This window comes from Glycomyces sp. NPDC021274, from assembly GCF_040641195.1.
Classification (GTDB): domain Bacteria; phylum Actinomycetota; class Actinomycetes; order Mycobacteriales; family Micromonosporaceae; genus Glycomyces.
This window is the reverse complement of sequence record NZ_JBFADC010000001.1, coordinates 842583-855091: the sequence shown is the minus strand read 5'-3', so window position 1 is coordinate 855091 and position 12509 is coordinate 842583. Positions and strand designations below refer to the sequence as shown.

Sequence of the window (12509 nt, the reverse complement as noted above, 5' to 3'; positions counted from 1 at the left end):
CCGCCTGCGCCCCCCCCCCCCTGTGGGGTTGTGTTGGTGGCGGGGTTTCGGGCGGGGCGGCCCCCCGCGCCCCGCGGGGCGGGGGGCGGGGGGGGCCCCCCCCCTGGGTGGGGGCCCCGCGCCTCGTCGTATCCGATCGCGTTGCAGTGCTGCGGTGCTCGAGCGGCCCCGGCGCACCGGGGCCGCTCGGGCACCGCTAGTTCGCCGGGATCTCGGGCGTCTCCGTGGGGTCGTACTCCGGAGCGGGCATCGCGCGCAGGATGTCGGTGATCAGCTCGGCGTTCAGCGCGGAATCGTCCTGCCACTGCACCCAGATCGAGACGGCCCAGCCGTCCGGGTCGAACCGGGTGATCTCCAGCTGGTGCTCGGTGTACGGCTCGAAGTCCATCCCGGCCGCCACGTCCTCCTCGGAGGGCTCCATGAGCAGATCGTAGGACTCGACGGCCCAGAGGGTCCCGTCGTCGTCGGTGGACGTCTCGCAGGTGAAGCCGGACTGGCAGGTCGCCAGCTCCGGGCCGCGGCCTTCGGTGATGCCCGGCAGCCAGCCGCCGGGCAGCGTGTAGTTGAACTGGATCGTGACGTCGTCGACCGTTCCGTCGATCGTCGTCGAGAACGGCAGGGATCCCGTGGAGCTGTACGCGCGGTGCACGACCGAGCCGCGGCCCGGGTTGCCCATGTAGCCCGCGTAGGCCCCGTCGAGCGTGGCGCCCGGCAGCATCTCCCGGAGCGAGTCGCGCGCCGCACTGATCGACGCTTCGGCGGGCTCCATCGACGCGGCCTCCCACTCCGGGTCGTGGAGCCAGCCGGTCGGCACCTCGATCAGCTCGCCGACCGGGCTCAGCTCACTCGTGTCGTAGTCCACTTCGGGCATCGCCGCCATCGCGGCGGCGAACTCCTCCATGCCGATCTCGTACTCCGAGCTCGCCTCGCCGCAGCCCATGTCCCAGGAGGCGTGCAGGCCGCTCCCGTTGGGGTACGTCACCAGGGCTTCGAACGCGCACTCGTGGTTCACGGTGGTGAGGGTGCGGCCGCCATCGAGATCGGTGGTCTCCAGCGGGTCGGTCCAGTCCGCGTCCTGATACCAGGGGCTGCCGCTGGCGCTGATGACGTGCTGCGGGAACAGCTGCTCGGTGACCGGCCCGGGCTCGGCCGTCCAACCGCCGGGCAGCAGGGCCTCGACGCGCAGGACCACGTCCTCGTCGCCCCCGTCCCCCTCGTCGTTCGACGCGCCGGTGGTGTAGCTGCGCAGCCAGGTCTGGCCGTAGTTGCCGGCGGTCTGGTTGGTGTTGAATTCGAGCGGCACGTCGTCGGTCAGTTCGACCCCGACCTGGTCGAGCAGCGGCTGGAACGCCGCCATCGCCCCTTCGTGCAGGGTGGTCCGCTCGGCGTCCGTGCCGAACTGGTCGTCCTCGGCGTACGGGTAGCCGGACATCGCGGGGTCCTGGGGGGCCTCCTCGGCCGGGGGCGGGGCCGCGACCGAGGGGTCCTCGGCCGGGTCCGCGGTCCCGTCGGGGAGGCCGACCACGGTCAGGGCGAGCACGGCGGCGACGGCGGCGACACCGGTGGTGGCGGCCCCGCCGATCGCCATCTGGTGGCGGCGCCGGGCACGGTAGCCGTCGCGCACGATCTGGTCGAGGTCGAGTTCCCGTGGCGGGGGAGGGGCATCGGGCAGGACGGTGCGGAACATCGCCCTCGGATCGTCTTGCAGGTTCATCGCTATTCGCTTCCTTCCGCTAGACCCGGGCCAGGACAGGGGAATCGTTGAGGAGCTCTTTCAGCTTGCGCAGGCCCTTGGCGGACTGGCTCTTCACGGTCCCCGTCGAACAGCTCATGGCGGTCGCGGTCTCTTCGACGGACAGTTGCTCCCAATAGCGGAGTACGAGCGTCGCGCGTTGCCTGGCGGGCAGCAGGTTCAATGCCGCCACCAGTTCCATCCGCACGTCCACAGCCTCTTGTGGACGGTCGATTTCCTGAACGGGCAGTTCAGAACTGGTCCGCTCACGGCGGACCCAGGCGAGGCGCCGATGGGAGATGTAGACGTTCGTGACGATCTTGCGGACGTACGCCGAGGCGCCGCCCGGCTCGATGCGCCGCCACGCCGCGAACATCTTCGTGAGCGCCTTCTGCACGATGTCGTCGGCCTCGAACCAGTCCCCGCACAGCAGGTACGCGTACCTGCGCAGGCTCTCGCGCTGGGCGATGGCGAAGGATCGGAACTCGGCCTCTTGTTGCTCCTCGGTCTTCACGGGGCCTCTTTCAGGTGACGGGTAGGGGCCGGACCGGCCGCGGTGTGGTGGATTCGGCGTGGCCCGACACGCCTAGTACGCCCTGGCGGGCCGCCCGGTTGCCCGGCGTCGAGGGTGATCCGCGCCGGCCCTGCCCCACCTGTGCACCGGCCTCCGCCGGAGCCTCCCCCTGCTCCCGCCCCCGCCCCAGCCTGAAACCGCACGTCCCGCGCCCTTACCGACACGTTGTCCCCGTCACAGGAACCCGTTTGTGGGGGCGCGAGCGCATCCGGTACAGTTGTCTCTCGTCGGCGCCTGCAGATTTGAGGCGCTAAGACACCATTGGGGTATGGTGTAATTGGCAACACGGCGGTTTCTGGTTCCGTTGTTCTTGGTTCGAGTCCAGGTACCCCAGCCAAAACGTTCTTTTGCGAACACCAGGTCGGCGCATCCGACCTGGTGTTCTTTGTTTTCGCACTTCGGAAGGCGCACTAAGGGCTCGTCCCAGTCGGCGAGTTGCGTACCGCGAGTGCTCGGTCTCCCCGCCGAGGTGAGGCCGGTCGCGCGCAGGGTCAGGTTGAGGCGGCCGGTGAGGCCGAGCGATCGGGGGGCGGTGCCGGGCAGGATGCGCGGTACGCCGTGGAATGCGAAGCGTGAGGGGCCGCCGAACACGAACAGGTCCCCGCTGTGCAGTTCAAGGTCGGTGTAGGGCCGCGAGCGCGATTCGGTGTTCCCGAAGCGGAAGACGCACGTGTCGCCCAGGCTGAGGGATATGACCGGGGCCTTCGAGAGCTCGTCCTTGTCCTGGTGCATGCCCATGTGCGCCTTGGCGTCGTAATAGTTGAGCAGCGCCATGTCGTATTCGAGGGCGTCGCCCCGCGCACTGCCGAAGGCGTCCGCGATCGCCCGCCGGGCGATCGCGCCGAGCTCGGGCGGGAACGGCTTCACCGGCGAACCGTCGTCGGCCGTCTTCGAGAAGTAGTAGGGGCGCCAGTGCCACCCGAGGGCGACCACCTTGGCGGACATGACGCCGCCGCCCGGAGTGCGTATGGTGCGCATGCCGGCCGGGGGCCGGGCCCATTCGCGGCATGCCGCGACCAGCTCGCGCTGCGCCTGCTCGTCGAGCCAGTCCGGCAGCAGCACCGCACCCGGGGCGACCTCGGTACGGTCCCTCGGGAACAGCTCGCCGTCCATACCTCCGAGCCTAACCGGGGACGCCGACATCGCCGCCGAACGACGGGGTGGGGTCAGGACCGACGTGGCAGAGGCTGCACCGCCGGGGCCGGGGCGCGGTTTCGGGTGCCGGCACGTTCAGGGCCCCGCTTCAATCGAAGCGGGGCCGCTGTGCGGAGAAGAAGTGCGCTACTTCCAGCTCTTCGCGTGCACGTGCTTGTCCCAGTCGTGGGCGTAGACGACCTCGGTCAGCTTCTTGCAGTGCTTGTCCTTGTACAGCTTGACCTTGCTGTGGGAGTTGTTGACGACCGAACCGATCCGGTGGTCAGGCGCCTTGTGGCAGTGGTGATCGTCGTTCCACTTCACGGACATGTCGCCCTTGAAGTGGTGCTTCTCCCAGAAGCAGACCGCGTGACGGGGGCAGTCGTGCGGGCCGTCGTGGTCGTGGTCCCAGCCGGCGGAGGCCGGCGCGGCCAGGGCCGCGACCATGAAGAAACCTGCGGCGACGCTCGCCATGATGCGCTTGCGCATGATGTGGTGCTCCTTTCGCTCCCGCCGTTTCGGCGGGGCATCTCTACCTTGAGCCGCTACTTGCGGTCATGAAAAAGATACGCGGCGTGGTCATTTCTGGGACCGGGTTCACTCTTTCGGGGGGGTGGCTGCTCGCGATTCACGCGCGGCGGGGACGGATAGTGTCGGGTACCCGACAGTTGTCATCGGGCCCGCCTGCCCTGAGCCGTTCGCGTGCGGGCACCGAGGGCTTCCTGCCGGTGTCCTGCCGGTGTTCCGCCTTGAAAGGCGCGCTGCTTTCGGACACAGTGGCGCTGGGCGCGAATCGCCGGTTCGTTCCCGATCCGAATCCGCAGGACGATGGGGAACAGATGCAGAACAACATGAGGCGAACGTTCGGGGCCCGGAGGGCTCTCGCGTGCACGGCCGCGGTCGGGGCCGTCGCCGCTGCGACGGTGCTCCCGGTCCAGTTCGCCGCGGCCGCCGAAACCGGTGCCGAGGCACAGCAGAGCTGCGTCATGGCGACCCTGCCGATCCCCGAGGGATATCAGTCCACACGTGTGACGGGCATGAGCAACAACGGCTCCGTCATCGCGTACGTCGCCGAATCGCCCGGCGCGGACGGCCCTGGACCGCAGCAGTTCCTGTACGCCGACGGCGACGTCACCGAAGTGCCGATGCTCAACGAGTACGCCACGATCCAGGACGTCAACGCCGCAGGGGTCGGCGTGGGCTGGTCGTTCATCTCCCCGGATTACGTGCCGTTCGTCTGGCGCGACGGCGAACTGAGCGAACTGCCCAGCGAGGAAGGCGGCTCGGCCTACGCGATCAACGCGAAGGGCGACATCGTCGGCAGCCGCGACCACGAGGGCAGCACCGTTCCGGTCGTCTGGCCGGCCGACGGGTCCGGCCCGGTCGACCTGGCGTTGCCCGCGGGCAACGAGTGGGGCATCGCCACCGGCATCGGCAACGACGGCACCATCGTCGGCCACGTCAAGGTCGAGCGCGACAACTCCGGCCCTGCCAAGCCGTACGTGTGGCGCACCGACGGCACCGGCGACTACCTGCCGATGCCCGCGGGCGTCGATCCCGCCAGTGCCAGCGGTGAGGTCACGGACATCAAGGGCGACTGGGCCTCCGGCTGGCTGAGCGCCCCGGGCGTCGGCTACGGCGGCGTCCGCTGGAACCTCGCCACCGGCACCGCCCAGGTCGTCAAACTCGGTGACTGGGTGGCGGTCAGCGACAAGGGCACCACCGCCAGCCATGTCCGAGGCGGCTCGAGCGCGGCGTATCAGACCGGCAAGACGGTCGTGAAGCTGCCGGGCCTGCTCGCCCCGGCCGAGAACACCTACCGCGACAACGTCGTCGCCATCAGCTCCAGCGGCAAGCTGCTCGCCGGGGACGTCTTCACCGGTGTCTACGACGCGGACGAGCAGCCGCTCACGAATGCCGTCACCTGGACCTGCGCATAGGTCGCACAGCAGCGGGCGGAGTGTCGAGCACGACGGGGCGGTATGCGCCCGCGGTGCCGGTACCCCGCCCGCTGCCGTAGCGGGGTCTCAGGTCACCTCGAGGTTGGCCATCATGCCCATGTCCTCGTGTTCGGCGTTGTGGCAGTGGAAGAGGTAGCGGCCCTTGTAGCCGTCGAAGCGGGTGATGATCTCGGCGGATTCGCCGGGCCGCAGGGCGATGGTGTCCTTGAGGCCGGCGTCGTGGGGGAGTGGATCGCCGGTGCCGCGGGAGAGGACGCGGAAGCCGACGAGGTGCAGGTGGACCGGGTGGTGCACGTCGGCGATGAGGCGCCAGACCTCGATGTCGCCGAGGCGGGTGGTGACATCGGTGCGGTTCGGGTCGAACGGGAGGCCGTCGATGACCCACCCGTGGCGGCCGTTCATGCGGCCGGCGCGGAACGCCATGTCGCGCACCGCGACCGCCTCCGAGCGGTCCCATTCCGGGAGGTCGTCGGCGAGCGTTTCCGGGATCGGAGTGCTCGTGCCCTCGCGGACCACATGGAACTGCATGACCTCGGCGGCGCGGCCGGAGCCGAGGCGGTTCGCGAGACGCACGTTCGTGCCGATCGGAAGGCCGCCGAAGTCGAGCAGGAGGTCGTAGCGTTCAGCGGGCGCGATCGGCAGGCGCTCGTGGTGGACCGGGGCCGCGAGGAGGCCCTGGTCGGCCCCGATCTGGACGAGGGGGAGACGCCTTCCGTCCTCTGTGGCGGCTTCGAGTTCGTAATGCCTCGCGTTGGAGGCGTTGAGGATCCGGAGGCGGTACAGCCCGGCGTCGACCTCGTGCACGGGCCAGGGCGCGCCGTTCACGAGGATCACGTCGCCGAGGACGCCCGCCGTGTAGGGCTCCTCGACGCCGATCTCGCCGGTCAGGCTCGGGTCGAGGGAGGGGTAGGCGAGCTGCCCGTCCGCGTCGAAGGCGCGGTCGGCGATCATCAGCGGGAGCTCGCGGTCGCCGCGGGGCAGGTCGAGGGCGTCCTCGATGTCGTCGCGGACGACGTGGAGGCCGGCGAGGCCGCGCCAGATCGCCGGGGCGGTGAAGTCCATGCGGTGGTCGTGGTACCAGAGCATGGCGGCGCGCTGGTCGAGCGGGAAGCCGTACTCGCGCTGCAGGTTCGTGACGACGGCGTGGTCGTCGGCCATGCCGTGGTGGGAGGCGGTGCCGGTCCAGCCTTCGGGGAGGACGAGGTCGGTCGGGTAGCCGTCCGAGGCGGCCGGGGTGCGCCCGCCGTGGAGGTGCACGACCGTGGGTACCGGGAGTTCGTTGCGGTGCGCCACGGTGACATGGCGGCCCCGCCGCGATTCGATGGTGGGCCCGGGGAAGGTGCCGTTGTACGTCCACAGTCGAGTGCTGTGGCCGGGGAGGATCTCGGCCTCGGTCTCGATCTGCACCATCTCGTACCGGTCGCCCTCGGCGGTGGACGCGACGGGCGCGAGGACCGCGGGGATCGGCAGGGGCACCGAGAACGGCTGGGGCAGTGGCACTTCGCTCACCAGCTGATCGCCGGTGGCGGCGGGGCGGCGGGCCCAGGCGGCCGAGAGGGCCACGCCGCCGACCGCGGCGGCACCGAGTCCCGCGCCGATGCCGAGCAGGCGGCGTCGTGACACGTCCTCAGGCATCGGTCCGCACCGCCTTCACGCGGCGGGGCAGCGGGCGCATCCACAGCGCCGCGAACGTGACGGCGATCCCGGCGATGAGCGCGACGCCGAGCGGCAGGTGGAGCCAGAGCGCGCCCTCCATGCCTGCGAGGTACTGCGCGAACACGCCGGTCGTGAGCGCGAGCGCGGACCAGAACGGCCAGGCCCGGCGCACCCGGATCCAGACCGCGACGGCCGCGCCGAGCTGCGCGATGCTGAGGTAGGACACCAGGTCCGCGCCCAGCACATGCCAGGTGAGGCCGTCGAACTCGCCGCTCAGGTACACGCCCGCGAACGCGGGCTGGCCGAAGCCGCCGATGAGGAGGAGGGTCGCCGCCGCGCGCAGCACCCAGCCGCTGGCGGCAGTGCGCTCGGGAGATTCGGGCGGGGCGTCGTCCCCGGCGAGGGTCAATTGTCGTTCCACGCCCCCGACGATATGACCGCTCAGTTAAGTCATCAAAGACCAATATCGCTATGGTGTTATAACGCTAGCGGCATGAGAGGACGTCAATGGACCTGAACGCCCTGCACCAGTTCCTCACCGTGGCACGTGAGGAGCACCTCAGCCGCGCCGCGGCCGAGCTCCGCGTCGCCCAGCCCGCGCTCAGCCGCACCATCGCCCGCCTGGAGGCCGAGCTCGGCACGCCGCTGTTCGACCGCGCGGGCCGCTTGCGGCTCAACGCGACCGGTGCCGTTTTCCGCGACTACGTCGAACGCGCGCTCGGCGAGCTCGAGGCCGGCCGCCGCGCAGTCGCGGAGGCCGTGAGCGGCGGCGCGGGCAGCGTGCGGCTCGCGTCGGAGACGTTCCTGCCGCTCACCGGTCCGGTCGCGGCGTTCAAGGCCGCGCATCCGGAGGTCGACGTGCGGCTGCACCAGATGGCGCCGCAGGAGATGGAGCAGGCGCTGCGCGCCAACGAGGTCGACCTCTGCCTGGCGTCGCAGCCGGTGAGCGCTCCGCGCCTCACCTCCGTGGTCGTGCACGTCGACCGGGTCTGGCTGGCCACGCCCCGCGACCACCGGCTCGCCGCCGCACCGCAGGTGACGATCGAGGACCTTGCAGCGGAACCGTTCGTGATCACCCGGCCCGGCCAGTGGCAGCGGCGCCTCCTCGACTGGCTGTTCGCCGACCGCAACCTCAAGCCGCGCATCGTCTGCGAGATCGACGAGCCGGCCGCCACGTACACGCTGGTCAGCGCGGGTCTGGGGTTGAGCGTCTTCCCGCAGATCGCCCGCTTCGCCATGCCCGACCCGGGCGTGGCCTGGGTCGGCATCGACCACCCGCACTGCAACCGCACGCTCAGCCTGCACTGGGCGAGCGACGAGCGGCTCCCCGCGGCGGCGCGCCTCATGCGCGCGCAGATCATGGACTGGGACTGGGATCAGGGCTTCACCAACGCGTAGGGGCTAGCCTTCGACCGCGGCGGCGACGCCGTCGAGGATGAGGTCCAGGCCGAAGTCGAAGTCGTGCTGGGCGGAGTCGGCGCCGGTGTCCTCGAAGGTGGCCGAGGCGAACAGCGCCGCCGCGTCCGGGAACCGCTCGGGGGAGACCAGGGACGCCATGGCGCGGCCGTAGGCCTGCTCGGCCGCCGCCTGGTCCTCGCCGGTGTCGGCGCGGCCGGCCGCGAGCCCTTGCGTCAGTTGGGCATGGCTGCGCACGAAGCTGCTCACGAGCATCACGACGCCCACTTTGGCGCCCCAGTCGAGGCCGGTGGGCCGGAGCGTGCGCAGGCCCGCGTCGAACCAGGCGATCAGGTTGGGGCCGCGCGGTGGTCCCGCCACCGGTTCGGTCACCAGCCACGGGTGCCGGTCGAAGCCGGCGAGCTGCTCGACCGCCCACAGCCGCAACCGCTCGCGCCACGGGCCTGTGTCATCCAATGAGGACGGAACCGGTCCGGTCGCGGCGTCCTGCATGAGGGCCAGGAGCTCGTCCTTGGAGCCGACGTGCCGGTAGAGGGACATCTTGGTGACGCCGAGGGATTCGGCGACCCTCGGGAGGGTCGCCGCCGCGAGGCCTTCGCGGTCGGCCAGTGCGACGGCCGCGTCCACAACCTGGCCGACGTCGAGTTTCGCGGGCCGCCCGAGGCGGGACTCCGATGTGATCCGCCACAGTCTCGCCAGCTCATCCGGCACTGCTGCCTCATCCATGCGCTGCGGTCACCCCCCGTCCCTTCGCTGCCCCGCTTGCGGAAGCATCATCGCACATGCTATTAATATCTCTAGTATAGTATCCTAGAGATATTAATTGTTCGACCGAGCACCCCGAAGGATCGACATGACCGCTCAGCTCGCCCCCGCCGAACCGCGCATCCGCCGCGGCCCGGTGCGCCCCACCGAAAGGGCCCTCGCGCCCGACCTCGCACGCGGCGCGATGCTCCTGTTCATCGCGCTCGCCAACAGCGCCGGCTACTTCCTCGCCAGCGCGCCCGGCGTCGAGACGGACCCGCACGGGTTCGAGCGCTTCTACAACTTCTTCATGGTGGAGTTCATCCACGCGCGGGCGTTCCCGCTGTTCGCGATCATGTTCGGCTACGGCCTCGTGCAGCTCGCCCGCCGCCAGGCGCAAGCGGGAGCGACCCCCGGCCAGGTGCGGCGGGTCCTGCTGCGCCGCAACGGATGGCTGTTCCTCTTCGGCATCGCCCACGGCGTGCTGCTCTACTCCGGCGACTTCCTGGGCGCGTACGGGCTCATCGGCGTCGTCTTCACGATCCTGATGCTGCAGCGCACGGACAAGGTCTACCGCTTCGCGCCCTGGTACCTCGCCGTCGGCGGCCTGTACGTGCTCGTCCTCGCGCTCTTGCTGGCGACGGGATTCCAGACCGGTGACGCCGCAATCCCCGTGTCGCCCTTCCTCTCCGTCGAAGCGCCGTCCTACCTCGCCTCGGTCACGGAGCGCCTCGCCGAGTGGCCGGTGCACACCGCGACCCTGCTGCCGATGATCCTCATGGTCTGGGTCGGCGCCTGGGCGGGCCGCCGCCGCTTCCTCGAAGAGCCCGAGCGGCACCTGCCGCTGCTGCGCTGGACCGCCTTCGGCGGCCTCGCGGTCGCCGTCGCCGCTGGAATGCCGTTCGCGCTGCTCAGCGGTGGTTTCATCAACGCCGACGAGGGCACGGCCGCGGCGATGAAGCTCCTGTACGAGACCTCGGGCTTCTTCGGCGGCATCGGGTACGCGGCGGTCTTCGGTCTCCTCGCCCACGTCCTCACCCGCAAGCCCGCCGGCACCCTCGTGACCGCGGTCAGCGCCCTGGGGCAGCGGTCGCTGAGCGGCTACCTGCTCCAGTCCGTGGCCTGGCTGGTCCTGGCCACACCGTTCTTTCTCGGCCTGGACGACCGCGTCGGCAGCCCGCTCCTGGTCTCGCAGGTCTGCGCGCTCGCCGTATGGGCGCTGACCGTGTGGGCCGCCTACCTGGCCCACCGCCGCGGCTACCGCGGCCCGGCCGAGACGCTGCTGCGCCGACTCACCTACGGCCGCAAGCGCTGAGCACTGGATGATCCGGGGCCCGCCGACGACCGGCGGGCCCCGAGCGATCGGCACGACCGTGCTCGCGGTCGACTGGCCGAGCGCATCGCCGGATTCGCGCGCTGGCAGAATACGTCGGTGCCCATCACGATCGCCCACCTCAAGGACCAGCTCTCCGCCTACCTGGTCCGCTGGCCCGAGGACTTCGAGGCCGTCGCGCCGATCCTCGCGCTCAACGGCCCTGAGGCATTCGACCGCTCGACGATGCCCGGCCACGTGACGGCCTCGGCGATCCTCGTCAACCGAGTCGGCGAGGTCCTGCTCATCCACCACAAGTCCCTCGACCGCTGGCTCCAGCCCGGCGGCCACGTCGAACCCGCCGACGAGTCCCTGCCGCTGGCCGCCTTGCGGGAAGCGGTGGAGGAGACCGGCATCGACCCCGCGGCCCTCACCCTCGCCGACCCGGTCCCGGTCCACATCGACGTGCACGCCATCCCCGCCAACCCGCGCAAAGCCGAAGGCGCCCACTGGCATTACGACATCCGCTACCGCTTCGACTGCGACGACCCCGAACTCACCCCCCGGCTCGAAGAAGTCCACGCCGCGGAATGGCGTCCCACCACCGACCTCGACAGCACGGACCTGGCCGCACGCCTCTACTAGGGTTGACGTCGCAAACCTGCCAGCATCCCGATGCGGCACCTGATGAGCTGGAACGCACGCACTTCCAGCCACCAGGACAGGACGCACGTTCATGCACACCACCGCCCCGCCCCGCACCACCGCGCCGGCGCAGCGCCCGACCCTCACCCCGTGGCCGGCGGTGGTCTCGGTGATGACGGGCATCTTCGCCATCGTCACCACCGAGATCCTGCCGATAGGCCTGCTTACCTCCATCGGCGCGAGCTTCGACATCTCCGACGGCATGGCCGGGCTGATGATGACCATGCCGGGGCTCCTGGCCGCGATCGCCGCCCCGCTCGTGACCGTCACGACCGCCCGCTTCGACCGCCGCGCGATGCTCTGCGCCCTCATCCTGCTGCTGGCGGCCGCCAACTTCCTCGCCGCCGCGGCCACGGACTACTGGCTGCTGCTCGCCTCCAGGGTGCTCGTCGGCGTCACCATCGGCGGCTTCTGGTCGATCGGGGCCGGCCTGGCGGGCCGCCTCGTGCCGCCCGCATCGGTCGGCCGGGCGACGGCGGTGATCTTCTCCTCCGTGCCGCTCGGGTCGGTGCTCGGGGTCCCGGCGGGCACCTTCATCGGCGAGGTCGCCGGCTGGCGCACCGCGTTCGTCGTCATGGGCGTCCTGAGCACCGCGGTCCTCGCGGCACTGGTCCTCACCGTTCCGAAGCTCCCGCCCGAGCGGCCGACGCGCCTGTCCGAGCTGGGGACCATGCTTCGCGGCACCGGCACGCGGTTCGCGCTGGCGATGACGTTCCTCATCGTCGCCGCTCACTTCGGCGCGTACACGTACGTCACGCCGTTCCTGGAGGACGTCACCGTCGCGGACCCGACCACGGTCACCGTCGTCCTGCTCGTCTACGGCGCGGCCGGGATGCTCGGCAACTTCCTCTGCGGCGCAGCCGTATCCCGGTATCCGCGGGCCACGTTCGCCTTGGTGGCGACCGCGATCGCGGCGAGCACGCTGCTGCTGCCCGTCCTCGGCCGCGGCCTCCTCGGCGCGATCGTGCTCCTCACGCTCTGGGGGATCGCGTACGGCGGTGTGCCGGTCTGCTCCCAGACCTGGTTCGCCAAGTCCGCGCCGCAGTCCATTGAGGGCTCATCGGTGCTGTTCACCGCCTCGTTCCAGGCCACCATCGCCATGGGGGCGCTCGCCGGAGGCCTCGTCGTCGACCGCTCCTCGCCCGCCGCGGTCATGACGCTCGGCGGCCTCGTCGCCGCGGCTGCGGCACTGGTCGCCTACGCGCACTACGCGAAACGGGTCCCCTGGCCCGATCCGAAGGGCTGACCTCCGCGCCGGTCCGCCCGGGGGCCGAC

At 70.7% G+C, this 12509-nt stretch carries 11 protein-coding genes, 1 tRNA gene and 1 pseudogene; 6 read left to right on the top strand and 7 right to left on the bottom strand.

Annotation, left to right across the window (positions count from 1 at the left end):
• Positions 1-196: 196 nt before the first annotated feature.
• On the bottom strand, positions 197-1714 hold the full coding sequence (locus AB0I03_RS03885) for a hypothetical protein (protein ID WP_360405852.1): 1518 nt from the start codon (positions 1712-1714) through the stop codon (positions 197-199).
• 19 nt (positions 1715-1733) lie between these two features.
• The gene (locus tag AB0I03_RS03880; RefSeq protein WP_360405849.1) at positions 1734-2246 is read right to left on the bottom strand and encodes a SigE family RNA polymerase sigma factor; all 513 of its coding nucleotides are present in this window, start codon (positions 2244-2246) and stop codon (positions 1734-1736) included.
• A gap of 322 nt (positions 2247-2568) precedes the next feature.
• On the opposite strand from AB0I03_RS03880, the gene AB0I03_RS03875 reads away from it, so the two are divergent.
• Positions 2569-2643, top strand: a tRNA-Gln gene (locus tag AB0I03_RS03875).
• A 134-nt stretch (positions 2644-2777) separates the two neighbouring features.
• Here the strand turns inward: AB0I03_RS03875 and AB0I03_RS03870 are convergent.
• Positions 2778-3419: pseudogene (locus AB0I03_RS03870) on the bottom strand (alpha-ketoglutarate-dependent dioxygenase AlkB); the annotation flags it as partial.
• A 168-nt stretch (positions 3420-3587) separates the two neighbouring features.
• Positions 3588-3929 (bottom strand): peptidase inhibitor family I36 protein, encoded by a 342-nt coding sequence (locus AB0I03_RS03865; RefSeq protein ID WP_360405846.1) that lies wholly within the window; start codon positions 3927-3929, stop codon positions 3588-3590.
• A gap of 362 nt (positions 3930-4291) precedes the next feature.
• Between AB0I03_RS03865 and AB0I03_RS03860 the strand changes: the two genes are divergently transcribed.
• Positions 4292-5380 (top strand): hypothetical protein, encoded by a 1089-nt coding sequence (locus AB0I03_RS03860; protein WP_360405843.1) that lies wholly within the window; start codon positions 4292-4294, stop codon positions 5378-5380.
• Positions 5381-5467: 87 nt separating this feature from the next.
• Here AB0I03_RS03860 and AB0I03_RS03855 read toward each other — a convergent pair whose 3' ends face one another.
• Together AB0I03_RS03855 and AB0I03_RS03850 are read right to left on the bottom strand one after the other, a co-directional pair.
• Entirely contained in the window at positions 5468-7036 is a 1569-nt protein-coding gene (locus tag AB0I03_RS03855) for a multicopper oxidase family protein (protein WP_360405840.1), read from the bottom strand.
• Positions 7029-7478 (bottom strand): hypothetical protein, encoded by a 450-nt coding sequence (locus AB0I03_RS03850; RefSeq protein WP_360405837.1) that lies wholly within the window; start codon positions 7476-7478, stop codon positions 7029-7031. The genes AB0I03_RS03855 and AB0I03_RS03850 overlap by 8 nt, the downstream gene beginning before the upstream one ends.
• Before the next feature lie 86 nt (positions 7479-7564).
• Here AB0I03_RS03850 and AB0I03_RS03845 point away from each other — a divergent pair, with 86 nt between their 5' ends.
• Positions 7565-8455, top strand: a complete 891-nt coding sequence (locus AB0I03_RS03845) for a LysR family transcriptional regulator (protein ID WP_360405834.1) — start codon at positions 7565-7567, stop codon at positions 8453-8455.
• 3 nt (positions 8456-8458) lie between these two features.
• Here the strand turns inward: AB0I03_RS03845 and AB0I03_RS03840 are convergent, their stop codons facing one another.
• Positions 8459-9199, bottom strand: a complete 741-nt coding sequence (locus tag AB0I03_RS03840; RefSeq protein ID WP_360405831.1) for a TetR/AcrR family transcriptional regulator — start codon at positions 9197-9199, stop codon at positions 8459-8461.
• A gap of 127 nt (positions 9200-9326) precedes the next feature.
• On the opposite strand from AB0I03_RS03840, the gene AB0I03_RS03835 reads away from it, so the two are divergent.
• The 3 genes from AB0I03_RS03835 (at position 9327) to AB0I03_RS03825 (ending at position 12480) form a co-directional block, all read left to right on the top strand.
• Positions 9327-10532, top strand: coding sequence for a DUF418 domain-containing protein (locus tag AB0I03_RS03835; RefSeq protein ID WP_360405828.1), 1206 nt, complete (start codon positions 9327-9329; stop codon positions 10530-10532).
• 117 nt (positions 10533-10649) lie between these two features.
• On the top strand, positions 10650-11174 hold the full coding sequence (locus tag AB0I03_RS03830) for an NUDIX hydrolase (RefSeq protein WP_360405825.1): 525 nt from the start codon (positions 10650-10652) through the stop codon (positions 11172-11174).
• 91 nt (positions 11175-11265) lie between these two features.
• A complete protein-coding gene (locus AB0I03_RS03825) occupies positions 11266-12480 on the top strand; it encodes an MFS transporter (protein ID WP_360405822.1) in 1215 nt (404 codons plus the stop codon).
• The last annotated feature ends 29 nt before the right edge of the window (positions 12481-12509 follow it).

Bases quoted from the DNA above. Each gene is read 5' to 3' on its own strand.
- AB0I03_RS03885 (WP_360405852.1), bottom strand. From the start codon at position 1,714: ATGAACCTGCAAGACGATCCGAGGGCGATGTTCCGCACCGTCCTGCCC.
- AB0I03_RS03865 (WP_360405846.1), bottom strand. From the start codon at position 3,929: ATGCGCAAGCGCATCATGGCGAGCGTCGCCGCAGGTTTCTTCATGGTC.
- AB0I03_RS03860 (WP_360405843.1), top strand. From the start codon at position 4,292: ATGAGGCGAACGTTCGGGGCCCGGAGGGCTCTCGCGTGCACGGCCGCG.
- AB0I03_RS03855 (WP_360405840.1), bottom strand. From the start codon at position 7,036: ATGCCTGAGGACGTGTCACGACGCCGCCTGCTCGGCATCGGCGCGGGA.
- AB0I03_RS03845 (WP_360405834.1), top strand. From the start codon at position 7,565: ATGGACCTGAACGCCCTGCACCAGTTCCTCACCGTGGCACGTGAGGAG.
- AB0I03_RS03840 (WP_360405831.1), bottom strand. From the start codon at position 9,199: ATGGATGAGGCAGCAGTGCCGGATGAGCTGGCGAGACTGTGGCGGATC.
- AB0I03_RS03835 (WP_360405828.1), top strand. From the start codon at position 9,327: ATGACCGCTCAGCTCGCCCCCGCCGAACCGCGCATCCGCCGCGGCCCG.
- AB0I03_RS03825 (WP_360405822.1), top strand. From the start codon at position 11,266: ATGCACACCACCGCCCCGCCCCGCACCACCGCGCCGGCGCAGCGCCCG.